Below are 16,715 nucleotides of genomic sequence, written 5' to 3'. Positions count from 1 at the left end.
CCGGCCATGGAACAGACAAGCACCGCAAAACTCGCTGCAGAATATCGTCGCCTTGGCGGCGGGCGGCTTGCGAAGATCGACGACAATCACCTGACCACCCGCAAGTGGGAACATGACAGTCCGGCCGCCGAATCATTCTGGAACGCGCATATCGCCCCGCTCGCCGAGCGGAGCCGCGACGAGGTGATCTCGCATCTGCCGACGATCAACCAGGTGTGACGGGAAAGGCGTGAACGCGGGTTTTCTTGCTGTGGGCGGCGGCTTGCGCGCCCACACTCCGCCACGATCTTCGCCATGAGATGACGGGCGGCCGGGAACCAATGCACCGGATTCGCCATTATCGTGCCAGTTAGAAGGAGTGCACAGATGAACAAGAAGCTTGGAACTGCCCTCGCGCTTACCCTTGCGCAGGCTTTCGCGACGACGGCTGGCGCAGCAGACATGGTGATCCGCGATGAAACGCCTGTTTATGTCGACCGGGGCGCCCGCGACGGCGTCAAGATCGGCATGCTGAGCTGCGATGTCGGCGGCGGCGTCGGCTACGTGATCGGCTCGGCCAAGAACGTGGACTGCGTGTTCAGCGCGACCAATGGCGAGCAGGACGCCTATTCCGGCGTGATCCGCAAGATGGGCGTCGACCTAGGCTTCACCACGCAGGGCCGCATCGTCTGGGCGGTCTTCGCGCCGACGGCCGGTTACCATCAGGGTTCGCTCGGCGGCCTCTACCAGGGCGCGACAGCGGAAGCGACGGTGGGTGTCGGTGTCGGCACCAACATCCTCATCGGCGGCACGTCGGGATCGATCCACCTGCAGACGGTCAGCGTCAGCGGCCAGATCGGGCTCAATCTCGCGGCCACCGGCACGTCGGTAACGCTTACGCCGCAGGGCTGACACAACCAAGCGGGCGGCTTCGGCCGCCCGTTTCCTATGACGCCCGATCTGCTAGGATGCGCGCGAAGGAGCTTGCCATGATGCGTATCGCCCTGCCCCTGCTTGCCGCTCTTTTCCTTGCCTCCTGCACGACGGGAGGCACCGGCGTCGGCGTCGAGCCCATCCCAGGCAGCATCACCTATGGCGGCCAGCCGCGCACGAAGCTCACGAAGGCGCCGGTCGGCAGCACGTTCGAGCATATCTTCCACGACAGTTTCGGGCGGCGGGTGGTCGAGACCTATCGCATCCAGCCGGATCGTTCGCTTCTTTTGGTCCACCGGCGTGTACGAATCGATTACTTCTGACGCGACAAGGCAACGGAGGCGACCATGCTGGAAAGCACAGACATCGAACTTGAGGACGAACGGCTGAAGCAGCTCGACATCCTGGCCGAAGAGCGCGCCATGACGCCGCCGGACCTGCTCGCGCATTACGCCTCGGGCTCCTTCGGCTTCCACGAGGCGGTGCACACGACCTCCATCGTGCTCGATCTTGTCGACGACCAGTTGCTGCATCATCCCGCCATTGCCGGCAATACCGAATGGTTTCGGCTGGCCGCGCGGGCAAGCGAGGCGCTGTTCAATCTCTATCAGGCAATGGGAGCGGCCCAGGTCGCCATCCGGGCAGCGGATGAAGGCAAGCGGCCGGAAGAGCTGAACGCCAGCAACGACGACTGAGCGGTCCACGCGACGGGAGGTGATTATTTTCCGTCGCGCAGCGCCTGCACCACCCGCTCGCGGCCGACCTTGATGACATTCTCCATCGCGCGCCGCGCGCCATCCTCGTCCCGCTTGTCGATCTCCTCGACGATGCGAATATGCGTGGCCGCGACGTCGCCCATCTTGCCGCGATCGGCCGCGGGCGAGCTGAGTTTGAAGGCGCCGACGAGCGCTGCCTCGATCAGGCTGCCGACGGTACGCAGGAACGGGTTGCGCGATGCTTCCAGCACCGAAAGATGGAACTTGAGATCGGCGAGCGCGAGCGATTCCGCCGTATGCTCCAGATCGCCCATGGCGACGGCAAGCCGCATCATCTGGCTGATATCGGCCTCCGTGGCGTGACGGGCCGCGAGCGCTGCCGCGTGCGGTTCGAACGCGAGCCGCACTTCGGAAAGGTGCAGCAGGAAATCCTCGTTGATGCCGACGGCGAAATACCAGGTGAGGATATCGCTGTCGAAGAGGTTCCATTGCGTGTTGGGTGTCACGCGGGTGCCGATGCGCGCGCGCGGCACGACGAGGCCCTTGGCGGCCAGCGTCTTCATCGCCTCGCGCAGTACCGTGCGGGAGACCTTGAAGCGGGCGGCAAGCTCCGCATCGCCGGGCAAAGTCGCGCCGACGGGATATTCGCCCGCGATGATGGCCCGGCCCAGCGCGTTGACGACCTGCGCATGGCTGGTGCGCGTGTTCATCCCGCTGATGACCGTCTCAAGCAAACCCTTGCGCAAGAACCTTCCCCTCCTCCGTTCCGGACCACCCCTTTTGTCCCGGAACCATCCGGCAGGTATAGAATGCCCCGCCGATTCCGCAAAGGATGATCTGTCGCATCCCTGTCACAGACGAAAAAGGCGTCCCTTTCGAGACGCCTTCCCGCATGTCGAATGCGTTCGCCGCTTATTTCGGCAGCTGGTCGTCGACGCCGGCGATGTAGAAGTTCATGCCGAGGAGCGTGCCGTCATCGGAGACGGCACCTTCGGCGAGCCAATCCGAACCGTCCTGCTTCTTGATCGGGCCGGTGAAGGGGTGCAGTTCGCCGGAGCGGATCTTCGCTTCGGCCTCTTCGGCGAGCTTCTTCACGTCGTCGGGCATGTTGGTGTAGGGCGCCATGGTCAGGATGCCGTCCTTCAGGCCATCCCAGACCTGCTCCGACTTCCAGGTGCCGTCGAGCACGGCCTTGGTGCGCTTGATGTAGTAGGCGCCCCAGGTGTCGACGATGGCGGTGAGCTGGGTGTTCGGGCCGGCAGCGATCATGTCGGACGCCTGGCCGAACGCCTTGATGCCACGCTCGGCGGCGACCTGCATCGGCGCGGTCGTGTCCGTGTGCTGGGTCAGGATGTCGACGCCCTGGTCGATCAGCGCCTTGGCGGCGTCGGCTTCCTTGCCGGGGTCGAACCAGGTGTTGGCCCAGATGACCTTGACCTTGAAGTCCGGGTTCACCGACTGCGCACCGTGCACGAAGGCATTGATGCCCATGACGACTTCCGGGATCGGGAACGAGGCGATGTAGCCTGCGACACCCTTCTCGGACATCTTGGCGGCGATCAGGCCCTGGATGTAGCGGCCTTCATAGAAGCGCGAATTGTAGGTCGCGACATTCGGGGCGGACTTGAAGCCCGTCGCGTGCTCGAACTTCACGTCCGGGAACTTTTCGGCAACCTTGACGGTGGCATCCATGAAGCCGAACGAGGTGGTGAAGACCAGTGCGCAGCCGGAGCGGGCCATGCGCTCGATCGCGCGCTCGGCGTCGGGGCCTTCCGGAACGCTTTCGAGGAACGGCGTCTCGATCTTGTCGCCGAACTCCTTCTGCAGCGCCTGGCGGCCGATGTCGTGCGCCTGCGTCCAGCCGCCATCTGTCTTGGAGCCGACATAGATGAAGCAGATCTTCGTCTTATCCTGGGCGCTGGCTGCGGCGGCAAAGCCGAGCACGGCGGCCGATGTTGCGAGAGCGAGAATGATTTTCTTCATTTTATCCTCTGTAGGTTGGAAGTGGTTGTTTCCCGTTTTCTTGTTCTTTTCACCGGTCTGGCACAAAGGGCTTGCCCAGAGAGGCGGGTGTATTGATCAACGTGGTGCGTCGGTTGCGTGATATCAGCACCAATACGACAACCGTGGCGGCATAGGGAAGCGCCGACAGGAACTGCGAGGGGATGCCGAGGTTCAGCGGCTGGACGTGAAGCTGGCTGATCGAGACAGCGCCGAAGAGGTAGCCGCCGGCAAGCAGGCGCCAGGGCCGCCAGGAGGCGAAGACGACGAGCGCCAGCGCGATCCAGCCGCGTCCGGCGGACATGTTCTCCACCCATTGCGGCGTATAGACGAGCGAGAGCTGCGCGCCGGCAAGGCCGGCACAGGCGCCGCCGAACATCACGGCAAGATAGCGCGTGCGGATGACGTGGACGCCGAGCGCATGGGCCGAGGCGTGGCTGTCGCCGACCGCACGCAGTTTCAAGCCGGCGCGGCTCCTGAACAGGAACCAGTTCACGCCGAAGATCAGCGCGATCGACAGGTAGAAGATCAGGTCCTGCCGGAACAGCAGCGGTCCCAGGAACGGGATATCGGCAAGCAGCGGAATCGCAATCGGCTGCAGCTTGGTGCCGGACATGCCGACATAGGGTTCGCCGATCTGGCCGGAAACGCCGAGGCCGAGAATGGTGAGCGCAAGGCCGGTCGCCACCTGGTTGGCGACGAGCGTCAGCGTCAGGAAACCGAAGAGCAGCGAGAAGAGCGCGCCGCAGGCGATGCCCGCGAGGATCCCGACATAGGGCGAGCCCGTCACCTGCGTGGCGGCGAAGGCAAGCACGGCGCCCATCACCATCATGCCCTCGACGCCGAGGTTCAGCACGCCCGAGCGTTCGGCGACGAGTTCGCCGAGTGACGCCAGAACCAGCGGTGTGGCCGCGGTGATGACGGTCAGGAGGATCGCTTCGACGATACCCATCAGTGCGCTCCCCCTTCACTGGTGCGGCCGAGGCGGGAAAAGACCAGCCTAATCTTGTATTGGATGAGCGTGTCGCAGGAGAGCACGAAGAAGAGCAGCAGGCCCTGGAAGACGCGGGTGACCTTGTCGGAAACGCTCAGGGTCAGCTGCACCGCCTCGCCGCCGACATAGGTGAGCGCCAGGAACAGGCCGGCGGCGATGATGCCGAGCGGATTGAGGCGGCCGAGGAAGGCGACGATGATGGCGGTGAAGCCGTAGCCGGGCGAGATGATCGGCTGCAGCTTGCCGATGGTGCCACTGACCTCGGAGATGCCGGCAAGCCCGGCCAGCGCGCCCGACAGCAGCATGGAGAACCAGATCATGCGCTTGGAGGAGAAGCCGGCAAAGCGCCCTGCCCGTTCCGACTGGCCGAGCACGGTGATCTCGAAGCCCTTCAGCGTGTAGCGCATCATGATCCAGAGGGCGACGGCCGCGATGATGGCGAAGGCGAAGCCGAGATTGGCCCGGCCGGAGGCGATGAGCTCGGGCAGGATCGCTTCCGGCGCGAAGTCGCGCGTCACCGGGAAATTGTAGGCGTCCGGGCTGCGCCAGGGACCGCGCACCAGCCAGTCGAGGAAGAGCTGGGCGATATAGACCAGCATCAGGCTCGTCAGGATCTCGTTGGTGTTCATATGCGCCTTGAGGAAGGCGGGAACGGCGGCATAGAGCGCGCCGCCGATCATGCCGCAGATCAGCATCAGCGGCAGCACGAGCGGCGAATGCCATTCATGGAAGACGACCGGCACGATGGAGCCGGCGATGGCGCCCGCGATGAACTGGCCCTCGGCGCCGATGTTCCAGTTGTTGGAGCGGTAGCAGACGGAAAGGCCGACGCCGATCAGGATCAGCGGCGCGGCCTTGATGGCGATCTCGTGCAGCGACCAGACGTCGAGCAGCGGCTCGATGAAGAAGCTGTAGAGCGCGGCGACGGGGCTCTTGCCTAGCAGGGCGAACATGATGCCGCCGGCGATCACCGTCAGGCCCAGCGCCAGGAAGGGCGACAGGATGGAATAGAGCGTCGAGGGGTTGGCGCGCTTTTCGAGTTCAATGCGCATGGGCCGCCTCCTCGCCTTCCGTCTTGCCGTACATGCCGCCCATCAGGAGACCGATCTTTTCACGCGTCAATTCGTGCGCGGGATAGGCATCGGACAGTCGGCCCTCGCTGATGACGGCGATCTCCGTCGCGACCTCGAAGATCTCGTCGAGATCCTGGCTGATGACCAGCACGGCCGAGCCCGCCTTTGCAAGGTCCACCAGCGCCTGCCGGATACGGCTTGCCGCCCCGGCGTCGACGCCCCAGGTCGGCTGGTTGACGATCAGCACGGCCGGCTGGCGGTCCAGCTCGCGCCCGACGATGTATTTCTGCAGGTTGCCGCCCGAAAGGGAGCCCGCCGCCGGGTCCTCGCCGCTCTTGCGCACATCCATCGTCTCGGAAATGCGACGCGACGCGATGCGCACGACGGCATGGCGGATGATGCCGAGCACGCCGCCGGACAGGAAGGTCTTGCGGTCCGACTGGTTGCGCGCCAGCACGAGATTGTCGGAAAGCGGCAGGCCCGGCACGGCGGCATGGCCATGGCGCTCCTCCGGCACGAAACCCGCGCCCATCAGGCGCCGGGCGGTGATGCCGAGATTGCCGGCGCCCTTGCCGCGAATGAAGACGGCGGATGCGTCGGACACCGGATATTCGCCGGACAGCGCATCGAAAAGCTCGCCCTGGCCGTTGCCCGCGACACCGGCGATGGCCAGGACCTCGCCGCCCCGCACCTTGAGACAGACATTCTTGAGCGCGACGGCGAAGGGCGTGCGCGCCGGCACGCTGAGATGCCGCGCCTCCAGCAACACTTCGCCCTTGGTGTTGGTGCCGGCCGTGCTCACCGAGGCGACATCGCTGCCGACCATCATGCGGGCGAGCGAGGCCGGCGTTTCCTTGCGCGGATCGCAGGCGCCGGTGACCTTGCCGTGGCGCAGCACCGTCGCGCGGTCGCAGATGCGCTGCACCTCTTCCAGCCGATGGCTGATGTAAAGGACGGAGCGGCCCTCGGATTTCAGCTTGGCGAGCGTCTCGAACAGGCGGTCCGCCTCCTGCGGCGTCAGCACGGAGGTCGGTTCGTCGAGAATGATGAGTTCAGGGTTTTGCAGGAGAGCGCGCACGATCTCGATGCGCTGGCGCTCGCCGACCGAAAGGTCCGCGACATGCGCCTTCGGATCGAGCGGCAGGCCGTAGAGATGGGAGAGGCGCGAAGCCTCTTCGGCCACCTTGGAAAGCGAAATGCCCGGGCTCAGCGACAGGGCGATGTTTTCCGCCACCGTCAGCGCCTCGAACAGCGAAAAGTGCTGGAAAACCATACCGATGCCGAGGCGCCGCGCGGCGCCGGGGCTCGGGATGCGGACGGGCTCGCCCTTCCACAGGATCTCGCCGCTGGTCGGCGACAGCACGCCGAAGAGCATTTTAACGAGGGTGGATTTCCCTGCGCCGTTTTCGCCCAGAAGGGCGTGGATCTCGCCGGGCTGGATGTCGAGGTCGATGCCGTTACAGGCGGCAAACGAGCCAAATAGTTTTGTCAGGCTGCGAACAGCCAGCAACGGACTGCCCCTGCCCTCGGACGCTCCAACGGCTGACAAATCTGCCCCTCTTTCCTGCAATCCCAGCCCTTGCCGCCCATTCGGGTCGTGTCAGGGAATGAGCAATGTCGTTCCACTCGTTTTTCTTGCTTCCAGATCCGTGTGCGCGCGCCCAGCATCCGCCAACGAATAAGTCTGATTAATATTGATACGCACTTTGTTGCCTTGCACAACATCAAAGAGCGAGTTTGCACATGCATCGAGCGCCGTGCGCGTGGCGATGTAGGCAAACAGTGTCGGCCGTGTCGCGTAGAGCGAGCCTTTCTGCGACAGCAGGCCCATGTTGAAGGCGTCGACCGGGCCGGACGAATTGCCGAAGCTGACGAACAGGCCGCGCGGTTTCAGGCAGTCCAGCGATTGGGGGAACGTGTCCTTGCCGACGGAATCATAGACGACATCGACGCCCGCTCCGTTGGTGAGCTCGCGCACGTGGGCCACGAAATCGTCCTTGCCGTAGTCGATGACGTGGTCGTAGCCATGCGCCAGCGCCAGGTCGATCTTCGCCTGCGAGCCCGCTGTGCCGATCACGGTGGCGCCGAGCGCCTTCGCCCACTGGCCGGCGATCAGGCCGACGCCGCCGGCCGCCGCATGGAACAGGATCACGCTGCCGGGCTTCACCTGATAGGTCTGGAGCAGCAGGTACTGCGCCGTCATGCCCTTCAGCATCATGGCCGCGGCGGTTTCCAGCGAAATGCCGTCCGGCACCTTCACCAGATGTTTCGTCGCGACATTGCGTTCGGCCGCATAGGCGCCATCCGCCGAGGCATAGGCGACACGGTCGCCGATGGCAAAATCCGTCACGCCTTCTCCGAGCGCCGTGACGGTGCCCGCCCCTTCCTTGCCCGGAATGAACGGCGGCTCCGCTTTGTAGAGCCCAGTGCGGAAATAGACGTCGATGAAGTTGAGGCCGACGGCCGCCTGCCGGATCTGCACTTCGCCGGGGCCCGGCGCGGCGAGCGGCACATCCTCGAGCTTCAACACGTCCGGTCCGCCGAGACTGCGGACGACGATCGCCTTGGTCATGTCATTCTCCCTTTTGCTCTAGCGTCGGCCGAGACCGGGGAAGGCCTGCAGCACGGCGCCGATGACATAGAGATAGAGCCCCGTCGCCACGACGCCCCAGACCACCCAGGCCGGCGTGTCGAAATGCAGGAGAAGCGCGTAGATTCCGAGGATTGCCCACAGGAAGAAGACGGCCAGATTGACCGCCCTGAAGCGCTCGACACGCACGGGGTGGAGGAAGTTGATCGGCATGAAGGTGAGGAAGACCGAAACGAAGACGACGATCGATGCCGTCAGTTCGCTCGCCTTGATCACGAAGAGGGTGAACACCACCATGTTCCAGACGACCGGGAAGCCGGAGAAGAAGTATTCGTCCGTCTTCATGCCCATGTCGGCATAGTAGATGGCGCTCGACATCACGATGGCGCCCGCCGCCACGAAGGACCAGGGCTCGCCGATCATGCCGCTCTGGTAGAGCGCGAAGGCCGGCAGGAGCACATAGGTCACGTAGTCGATGACATTGTCCAGCGTGTCGCCGGACCAGTTCGGCAGCACTTCCTTCACGCGCACCTTTCGCGCGATCGGCCCGTCTATGCCGTCGACGAGCAGCGCCAGGCCCAGCCACCAGAACATGTCCACGAAGCGGTGCTCCGCTGCGGCCACGACACCGAGGAAGGCGAGGAACGAACCGGATGCCGTCAGGATATGGACGGAAAAGGCACGGATTTCCGCGTAGGGTACGCGTTTGTAGTTGAAGAACTTCATTGCCGTTCGCTGTCCATCCCTTGGGGCTTTTCCTCGGCCGCGATCCGCCGAACACGCCCTCTTGTGCGGTCACTGCCGGTAATATGCATTGATTGACCGGCATCGCCAGCGAAAATCGGCCGGCCATCGGCCGGTTCGGCGGCCTGCGCCGATTCATCCCATGGAAATTGCCTCTTTGCGGCCCTAGTCTTGACCGGTAGAAGCACAGCAAAGCTGTGGGAAACGCTTGCCCCTTCGGAGATCGGTCATGAGACAATTCGATATCGCGGTCGTCGGCGCCGGTCTTGCGGGCAGCCTTGCCGCCTTGGCGTTTGCCGAATCGGGGCGCAGCGTCGTGCTGATCGCCCCGCCCGCGCGCGCCGGCGACGGCCGCACGACGGCGCTGATGGACCAGTCCATCGCCTTCCTGAAGACGCTCGGCCTGTGGGACGAGATCGCGCGCCACGCCGCCGCGCTGGAGACCATGCAGATCGTCGACGGGACATCGCGGCTCCTGCGCGCGCCGCCCGTCGCCTTCCGCTCCAGCGAGGTCGGCCTCGACGCCTTCGGCTACAATATTCCGAACGCCCCCTTCCTGGCCGTGCTGGATGCCCGCCTTGCGGCGCAGGCCGGCATCGTGCGGCTGGAAAACGGCGTGACGGCCGCCAACACGTTCGATACCGGCGTCGAACTGGTGCTGGACGACGGCGAGCGCGTCATGGCCGCCTTCGTGGTCGGCGCCGATGGCCGGAAATCGAAGATCCGCGAAAGCGCCGGCATCGGCGTGCGCGCCTGGTCCTATCCGCAGACAGCGCTCGTGCTCAATTTCTCGCACGAGCGGCCGCACGGCAATGTCTCGACGGAGTTCCACACGGAAAGCGGTCCTTTCACCCAGGTTCCCCTGCCCGGCCGGCGCTCCAGCCTCGTCTGGGTCCTGCCGCCGAAGGAAGCCGCGCGGCTGCGCGACCTCCCCGCCGCCGACCTCGGCCAGGCGGTGGAAGAGCGCATGCAGTCCATGCTTGGCAAGGTCACCGTCGAAGGCGGCGCGCAGAGCTTTCCGCTTTCCGGCATGACGGCCGAGCGGTTCGGCAAGGGGCGGTTTGCACTTGTCGGCGAGGCCGCGCACGCCTTCCCGCCGATCGGCGCGCAAGGCCTCAATCTCAGCCTGCGCGATATCATGGCGCTCAAAGACCTTCTTCAGGACAGCGAGCCGTCGGCCTACGCTTCCATCGGCGAGCGTTTCGACCGCAAGCGGCAGGCGGACATCCGTTCGCGCACGCTCAGCGTCGATCTGCTCAACCGCTCGCTGCTTTCGGATTTCCTGCCCGTGCAGTTCCTGCGTTCCGCCGGCCTGCATCTTCTGTCGGCGCTCGGGCCGCTGCGCAGCATCGTCATGCGCGAGGGCATCGAGCCGCTCGGTTCGCTGAAGGCGTTTCGCGATGGTTTACGGGAAAGGGTCGCCCGCAAGCAGGCCTGACTTGATCAGGTAGAGCAGGATCGTCACCGTCGCGACTGATAGCACCGTCGTGATGAGGATGGTGGCGGACGCGCGCTCCTGCCAGACACCATATTGCTGGCCGATGACGAAGACGTTGGTCGCCGTCGGCAGGGCCGCGAGCAGCACGGCCGTGAACACCCAGACCGGATCGAAATTGCCGGCAAGCCCGAGCACCAGATACATGGTGACGGGCAACAGGAGCAGCTTTGCCGGCACGATGTAGCCGATCTCGACCGGCACGCGCTTCAGCGGCCGCAGCGCCAGCGTGACGCCCATGGCGAAGAGCGCGCAGGGCGCGGCGGCCTGCGCCAGGTAGTCGATCAGCCGTTGCAGCGGCGCGGCCGGCTCGAAGCCGGCGAAGGCCGCAACGAAACCGGCGGCCGTCGCGATGATGAAGGGATGCGTGACGATCTTGTGCACGATACCGCCGACGATCTGGAGCATCGGCCGCTTCTCGCCGCCCGCCAGAGCCATCAGGGCCGGCGCGACCATGAAATGCAGCATGTTCTCGAAGCAGAAGACAAGCGCCACGGGCACTGCCGCCGGTTCGCCGAAGGCAAGCAGCGCCAGCCCCGGGCCCATATAGCCGATATTGCCATAGGCCGCGGCAAGCCCCTGGATGGTCGCCTCGCCGATCGTCGCGCGGCGCAGCCAGAGACCGATGGCGAAGATCAACCCGAAAATCAGGTAGGTGGCGCTGATATTGGCGACGATGAAATCGACGCGCGTCAATTGCTCGATCGGCGTCTTGGCCACCAGCTTGAAGAACAGCGCCGGCAGGGCGATGTAGATGATGAACGTGTTGAGCCAGCCGAGCGCCTCGACCGGCTGCTTCGTGATCTTCGCGACCACGTAGCCGAGGAGAATCATGCCGAAGAACGGCAGGACCAGTCCGATGATATCCGCCATGGGCCGAGCCCTGCTCCCGCTTGCTGAGGCTGATGAACCCGACTAGCCGATTTGCGAGAGAATGGGAAACGTTTGCTGGAACCAGATGGCGACGGCGCTGATATAGCCGAAGATGAAGGCAAGGCCGGTCAGGATCAGCAGCACGCCCATGATCTTCTCGACGGCGCCGAGATGGCGGCGGAAGCGCACGAGGAAGCGCATGAAGGCCCCGGAAAAGCCCGCCGCGATCCAGAACGGCACGGCAAGGCCCAGCGAATAGATGGCGAGGAGGATCGCCCCATCGCCGACCGTCTCGCGCGCCGCCGCGATGCCGAGGATCGCCCCGAGCACCGGACCGATGCAGGGCGTCCAGCCGAATGCGAAGGCAAGGCCCATGATATAGGCGCCGGAGGCGGTCGCCGGCTTGCCGCCACCCTGGAAGCGCGCCTCGCGGGCAAAGAGGCCGATGCGCAGCAGGCCGAGAAAATGCAGGCCCATCAGGATGATGATCACGCCGCCGATCTGCGCGAGGATATCGAGATGCCGACGCAGCACCATGCCGATCGTCGAGGCTCCGGCGCCGAGCGCGACGAAGACCGTGGCAAAGCCGAGCGTAAAGAAGAATGCCGCCAGCAGCACCGCGCCGCGTGTGTCGCGCCGCACCGCCACCGCCTCGTTGCCGCGGAACTGATCGACCGAAATGCCCGCCATGTAGCAGAGATAGGGCGGCACGAGCGGCAGCACGCAGGGCGAGAGGAACGACAACGCCCCTGCCAGAAGCGCGCTCAGAAGGGAAATATCGGCAATCGACAAGGAACTACTCCGCGACGTCCGAAGGAAGCGGCTAGAGCCCGAAGCGGCCCTGCCCGCACCTTCGTTTGCGACCTCTGATAGCCGCGCCGAACCACTCGTGCCAATCACCTTTTGGAGAACGCGGCGAAATGTCTTTTCAGGAGGAAGGTGGTGAGCGCGCAGGGATTCGAACCCTGGACCTACTGATTAAAAGTCAGTTGCTCTACCGGCTGAGCTACGCGCTCCCGAGCGGGACAGAAGGCGCCCCGCGGAAGTGCGCGGAACATATGCAGGAGGTAGTGTCGGGTCAACCCGGAAAATGCACCCGAAACAGCTTTTACAACGGGCGGTCGGCCACGCCGCATTCCTGCGGAAATGGCGTGACCGATTTCATCAATAGACCGTGTATTTCAGCAGACCGAGCGACCAGTTGACGCTGCGGTTTTCGGCGTCCCGAGTCCATGTCTGCTTCAGGGTGCCGGCGATATCGGCGATGGTCGTGCGGGCGTCGAGCTCTTTGCTCAGGCCATAGTCGTTCGGCGCGATCTTGGTGAGATCGACGTCGTCGGCGACGACAATCGCGACCAGCACGTTCTCGCTCGGGCCTTCCGCCTCGAAGTCGAAGCCGTAATAGTCGTCCGGAATGGTGAGCGGCATGCCCGCGGTCAGCGGCGTGATCTTCTGGGCCGCCTCGTTCGGGAAGATCTGCGTCGCCTTGCCGTCCTTGTCGACGTCGTAGAGGATGAGATGGCCGCCGGTCTTGCTTGTGACCGTGATGCGGAAGCTTTCGCCGCTCTTGAGGTAGTCCGACGACAGCGCCACCGTGACCTCACCGGTCTGCGCCTTGCCGAGAATGTCGCCCACCGCATCCACCGGATTGGCGGCGACATAGGCGGTCTGCTGGGTGTTTTCGACCTTCACCTGCTCGACCTTGCCATAATCCGCGCTCTGGGCCTGCTGCTGGTTATAGTCGGGCGTCTGCTGCTGGGTATCGCCGCCCGTCTGGGGCTGCTGGTATTGCTGCGTCTGCTGGCCGGTCGTCTCGGCGGTCGGAGTGACGGCGCTGGCGCCGAGCAGCGCGTAGTTGACCTCCAATTGCGGATCGAGGCCCTGGCAGGCGCTCTGCGCGGCGCAATAGGTCTGCGACTGCTTCTTCACATATTCGAGCAGTTCGGCATTGGAGACGATGCCGTTGCCGTTGCTGTCGGCGGTGGAAATCTCGTGGCCGTTGACATAGGACAGCGTGAAGACGCCGTGCCGCTCTTCCGGCGGCAGGCGTGTATCGTCCCAAGCGACTTGATATGACGATGCCGCGCTCCAGGCCTCGACGCCGTTCTCCTTGACGATATCGGGCTTGTCCACGACGGCGACGTCGATGCGCAGGCCGCGCATCTTCACCTCTTCAACCGGCTTGGCATGGGGCCGCGGGAGGAAGCGCGCGCTCTCCATGGCCTCACCGACCTGCGTCGACAGGGAGCGCGAGATCGTGCCGGAATGGCAGGCATCGATGACGATGGAGACGTCGCGGTCCTTCAGCTTCGCCAGCATGGCGTCGATTTCGTCGTCGAGGATGACATTGTTCCAGTCACCATCGCCGGCGGCGATGTCATAGGTCGAGAGCGCCTCGTCGAGCCCGTCCTCCTCGTCGCCGCTCTGGTCCTTCACCTGGAGACCGTGGCCGGAGAAATAGATGTAGACGCGGTCGCCCGGCTGCGTGCCGGCGATGAGCCATTCATCGATGCTCGCCAGGATCGCCGCGCGCGTCGCATCCTTGTCGAGCAGCACGCGGATCGAATCGGCGGCATAACCCTGCTTTTCCTTCAAGAGCTTCTCGATCAGCGGCACGTCGTTCTTCGGGCCTTCGAGGAACATCTTTTCCGGCAGCGAGGCATAGGTGCCGATGCCGATCAGGAGCGCGCGATCCGCGGCGCCGGCGGCGGAAAATAGCGAGAGCGAAAACAGGAGAGCGGCGGCATAACGGATCATCAGAGCGTTTCCCGCGTGTAAAGAGGTTGAATGGCGACGCTCGCCTCCTTGCCGTCGAGGCGCGTCTGCAGCGCCTGCAGCAGGGTTGCGGCGGTCACGTTGCGGTCGGCAAGCACCGCGCCGATGGCATCGACCGGTTCGGCGGTCCAGATCGTGATGAGATGGTCGGCGCCGAACGGCTTCACCACCTCGACGTCCGTCAGCTTGAACTGCGCGCTGTCGGTACCGGCCGCCTGCATGTCGAGGAACTGCACCTCGCCCGTATTGGCGAGATTGAAGACAAGCATGTTGGGGTAACGGCCGGGCGGCGCATCGAAGCGCAGGCGCGTGCCGGCCGCATAGATGTCCTTCACCGGTGTCAGCGAGACCGAGCCGGGGTTCTGGCTCGCCATCGCCTTCAGGAAATCGAGCAGCACGAACTTGTCCACCACCGCCTGGATGCGGTCCGGGCCGACGTTTTCGGCGGCGACGTCGCCGTTCGGCGTGTAGAACACGCCGCTCGCCACGTCCCAGCGGAACGGCGTGCCTATGCCGTCCGTATTGGCGGGCTTCTGCGCGTCTCCGTCGATCTCAAGGGCGATCTTGCCGGTCCAGCCGAGATCGCTCGCCGGCTTGATGACCTTGTCCGTCCCGGCGGCGCCGCCTGCATCGCTCGTCGTCGTGGCTGTGCCGGTGTCTGCGGTCGCGACCGGGATGCCGCGCGTCAGCGTGACCACGACCTCGCTCTCCGAGCGCGCCACCTGCGGCATGAAGTTCGGCACCTGCAAGGCTTCGGAACGGTTCTTCACATTCGAGAAGATATAGTCTTCCAGCTCGATGCGAGTGATGATCCCGTTGCCGTCGCGGTCGGCGCTGCCTTCCACGGCGCGGGCGAAGCTCCAGCTCAGCGCGCCGCGCGGCTCGCCGTCGATGATGACCTCCGGCGTCGGCTGGCTCTCCAGCGAGGCGGCGAGAACCGTCACCTGCTTGAAATTGATTTCCTTGAGATTCGCGCCCTCGATCGCCTCCTGTGAGGGCGGCGCGAGCTTGACCGTCACGGCCGGCGCCAGCCGGCTCTTGCCCTTGATGGACCGGCTCATGCCGCCGGAAAAGCAGCTGTCGGAAACGAAAAGCACATGCACGCCCTTGCCTTCGGCCTCGGAGAACCAGGCATTCATTTCGTTGTCGACGATGATTTCGCCGGAGGTTTCCTCGTAGCGGTTGCGGTCGAAGCCCGGCAGCTGGAGGAATTCGTCCAGCCCGTCCGCTTCGTCGCCGGCGATGAGTTCCGGCATTTGCGCGCCGTGGCCGGCATAGGTGAAGATGATCGTGTCGCCCGCCGCCGCCGTCGCCACCATGTCCGTCCAGGCCTTGCGGATGTCGTCCTTGCGGGCCTCGGCATCGGTGAACTTCACGACCTTGAACCCGGCCGCGCTCATCGAGCGATAGACATCCTCGGCATCGCGCACCGCCCCGTCGAGGCTGACATCGTTCGGATACTGATCGACGCCGACGACGAGCGCATAGGTCTGCGCCGCGAATGCCGGGCCGGGAAGCGCGACGGCAAGGGAAAGCGCGAGAAGCCGGGGTAGAGCCTTCATCATTTCACGTCCACTTCCACCCGGCGATGAAGCTGGTTCAGCATCTCGGTATCATAGGCGCTGGCATCGTCCGGCTTGAAGGGCTCGTCCTCGCCCTTGCCCACGGTGGCGATCGTGCCGGCATAACCGGCCCCGGCGAGATAGGTTTTCAGCGTTTCGGCGCGCGCCAGCGACAGCTTGTAGTTCGCATCCGCCGAGCCGACCGGGTCCGTATGACCGATCAGCGTGATCGAGACGGGTTTGACGGACTTGAGGCATTCGGAGAGGTCCTTTGCCGCCGTCACGCCCTCCGGCGTGAAATCCGCGGTGCCGAAGACGTAGCGCACCGGCGTCGATTTCTTTTTGATCGACACGCCGCGGAAAGAGACCTTGCAGCCGCCGCGCATGGAGAGCTGTACCGGGCGCGGCGAGGCAAGGCGCATTTCGCCGGCGAGCTTGTCGAGCCGAAGGATGTACTGCTCGTCCGGCGCCATCCAGTCGGGCGTCAGCGTCTCGTTCGAGCCGTCCTCCAGCGCGAGCTGGTAAAGGCGGGCCGCCTGTTCGTAGTCCTTGCGCTCGCGGGCGAGATCGCCGAGCGCATCGTAAACCTGCCAGGGACCGCCATATTGTTTCTGAAGCGCTTCCAGATCCTGCTGGTGATCGGAAAGCTTCTCGCCGTTTCCGACCGCGGTCGCGATGCGGTTGAAGGTGGCGAGCGCGGCGACGCGGCCGACCAGCGTGCGCTCGTTGGCGCTGCAATTGGCCGTGCCAGCGGTTTCGGCGATGGAGCGTGCCTTCTGCTCGTCGCCCGCATTGAACGCCTCGATGACGCCGGTGAAGGCATCGCAGGCAGCAGTGGCTGGTGCGGCCCCGGCCAGGACGAAGATTGTCGATGCGAGAGCGATCCCCGCAAGGCTGCCGAGCGGTTTTGCGCTTGGGATAATATCAAAGGATCGCATCAGCATTGTCGGTCCAGCCCTCCATTTTCTTGCAAATCAATG

The 16,715-nt window shown here is 64.6% G+C and carries 17 protein-coding genes and 1 tRNA gene; 5 read left to right on the top strand and 13 right to left on the bottom strand.

Features of this window, described 5'->3' with window-relative positions; genetic code table 11:
- Positions 1 to 6: 6 nt before the first annotated feature.
- From Q9316_RS08585 to Q9316_RS08570, 4 genes are all read left to right on the top strand, one after another.
- On the top strand, positions 7 to 219 hold the full coding sequence (locus Q9316_RS08585) for a hypothetical protein (RefSeq protein ID WP_306034761.1): 213 nt from the start codon (positions 7 to 9) through the stop codon (positions 217 to 219).
- 147 nt (positions 220 to 366) lie between these two features.
- On the top strand, positions 367 to 891 hold the full coding sequence (locus tag Q9316_RS08580) for a DUF992 domain-containing protein (RefSeq protein ID WP_306034760.1): 525 nt from the start codon (positions 367 to 369) through the stop codon (positions 889 to 891).
- An 80-nt stretch (positions 892 to 971) separates the two neighbouring features.
- Positions 972 to 1,235 carry a hypothetical protein gene (locus tag Q9316_RS08575; RefSeq protein ID WP_306035251.1) on the top strand — a complete coding sequence of 88 codons (264 nt, stop codon included), beginning with the start codon at positions 972 to 974 and terminating at the stop codon, positions 1,233 to 1,235.
- Positions 1,236 to 1,259: 24 nt separating this feature from the next.
- Positions 1,260 to 1,607, top strand: a complete 348-nt coding sequence (locus tag Q9316_RS08570) for a hypothetical protein (RefSeq protein WP_306034759.1) — start codon at positions 1,260 to 1,262, stop codon at positions 1,605 to 1,607.
- Positions 1,608 to 1,630: 23 nt separating this feature from the next.
- Here Q9316_RS08570 and Q9316_RS08565 read toward each other — a convergent pair whose 3' ends face one another.
- The 7 genes from Q9316_RS08565 to pcsA all read right to left on the bottom strand — a co-directional run bounded on the left by Q9316_RS08565 (position 1,631) and on the right by pcsA (position 9,012).
- On the bottom strand, positions 1,631 to 2,338 hold the full coding sequence (locus Q9316_RS08565; RefSeq protein WP_306035250.1) for a FadR/GntR family transcriptional regulator: 708 nt from the start codon (positions 2,336 to 2,338) through the stop codon (positions 1,631 to 1,633).
- Positions 2,339 to 2,540: 202 nt separating this feature from the next.
- Positions 2,541 to 3,611, bottom strand: a complete 1,071-nt coding sequence (locus tag Q9316_RS08560) for a BMP family ABC transporter substrate-binding protein (RefSeq protein ID WP_306034758.1) — start codon at positions 3,609 to 3,611, stop codon at positions 2,541 to 2,543.
- A gap of 49 nt (positions 3,612 to 3,660) precedes the next feature.
- Positions 3,661 to 4,581 carry an ABC transporter permease gene (locus Q9316_RS08555; protein WP_306034757.1) on the bottom strand — a complete coding sequence of 307 codons (921 nt, stop codon included), beginning with the start codon at positions 4,579 to 4,581 and terminating at the stop codon, positions 3,661 to 3,663.
- Positions 4,581 to 5,675, bottom strand: a complete 1,095-nt coding sequence (locus tag Q9316_RS08550) for an ABC transporter permease (protein ID WP_306034756.1) — start codon at positions 5,673 to 5,675, stop codon at positions 4,581 to 4,583. Before Q9316_RS08550 ends, Q9316_RS08555 begins: the two co-directional genes overlap by 1 nt.
- The gene (locus Q9316_RS08545; RefSeq protein WP_306034755.1) at positions 5,665 to 7,206 is read right to left on the bottom strand and encodes an ABC transporter ATP-binding protein; all 1,542 of its coding nucleotides are present in this window, start codon (positions 7,204 to 7,206) and stop codon (positions 5,665 to 5,667) included. The genes Q9316_RS08550 and Q9316_RS08545 overlap by 11 nt, the downstream gene beginning before the upstream one ends.
- 90 nt (positions 7,207 to 7,296) lie before the next feature.
- Entirely contained in the window at positions 7,297 to 8,268 is a 972-nt protein-coding gene (locus Q9316_RS08540; RefSeq protein WP_306034754.1) for a quinone oxidoreductase family protein, read from the bottom strand.
- Positions 8,269 to 8,286: 18 nt separating this feature from the next.
- Complete coding sequence (gene pcsA, locus Q9316_RS08535) at positions 8,287 to 9,012, bottom strand: phosphatidylcholine synthase (protein ID WP_306034753.1); 726 nt, start codon at positions 9,010 to 9,012, stop codon at positions 8,287 to 8,289.
- A 247-nt stretch (positions 9,013 to 9,259) separates the two neighbouring features.
- Between pcsA and Q9316_RS08530 the strand changes: the two genes are divergently transcribed.
- Positions 9,260 to 10,468: a UbiH/UbiF family hydroxylase gene (locus Q9316_RS08530; RefSeq protein ID WP_306034752.1), complete on the top strand. Its 1,209-nt coding sequence runs from the start codon at positions 9,260 to 9,262 to the stop codon at positions 10,466 to 10,468.
- Here the strand turns inward: Q9316_RS08530 and Q9316_RS08525 are convergent.
- From Q9316_RS08525 to Q9316_RS08500, 6 genes are all read right to left on the bottom strand, one after another.
- Positions 10,436 to 11,398, bottom strand: a complete 963-nt coding sequence (locus Q9316_RS08525) for an AEC family transporter (protein WP_306034751.1) — start codon at positions 11,396 to 11,398, stop codon at positions 10,436 to 10,438. The two genes, Q9316_RS08530 and Q9316_RS08525, sit on opposite strands and share 33 nt — an antisense overlap.
- A 42-nt stretch (positions 11,399 to 11,440) precedes the next feature.
- The gene (locus tag Q9316_RS08520; RefSeq protein WP_306034750.1) at positions 11,441 to 12,190 is read right to left on the bottom strand and encodes a cytochrome c biogenesis CcdA family protein; all 750 of its coding nucleotides are present in this window, start codon (positions 12,188 to 12,190) and stop codon (positions 11,441 to 11,443) included.
- Between the two features lie 148 nt (positions 12,191 to 12,338).
- Positions 12,339 to 12,414 (bottom strand) — tRNA-Lys (locus Q9316_RS08515).
- A 148-nt stretch (positions 12,415 to 12,562) separates the two neighbouring features.
- Positions 12,563 to 14,155 carry a caspase family protein gene (locus tag Q9316_RS08510; RefSeq protein WP_306034749.1) on the bottom strand — a complete coding sequence of 531 codons (1,593 nt, stop codon included), beginning with the start codon at positions 14,153 to 14,155 and terminating at the stop codon, positions 12,563 to 12,565.
- Positions 14,155 to 15,738 (bottom strand): caspase family protein, encoded by a 1,584-nt coding sequence (locus Q9316_RS08505; protein WP_306034748.1) that lies wholly within the window; start codon positions 15,736 to 15,738, stop codon positions 14,155 to 14,157. Before Q9316_RS08505 ends, Q9316_RS08510 begins: the two co-directional genes overlap by 1 nt.
- Complete coding sequence (locus tag Q9316_RS08500) at positions 15,735 to 16,673, bottom strand: OmpA family protein (protein WP_306034747.1); 939 nt, start codon at positions 16,671 to 16,673, stop codon at positions 15,735 to 15,737. Before Q9316_RS08500 ends, Q9316_RS08505 begins: the two co-directional genes overlap by 4 nt.
- Between the last annotated feature and the right edge of the window lie 42 nt (positions 16,674 to 16,715).

Origin of the sequence: Shinella zoogloeoides (genome assembly GCF_030733845.1) — a bacterium.
In the GTDB taxonomy this organism is placed as follows: Bacteria; Pseudomonadota; Alphaproteobacteria; order Rhizobiales; family Rhizobiaceae; genus Shinella; species Shinella zoogloeoides_C.
The sequence above is the reverse complement of the archived record's forward strand: the minus strand, read 5'-3'. Positions and strand labels throughout refer to the sequence as shown.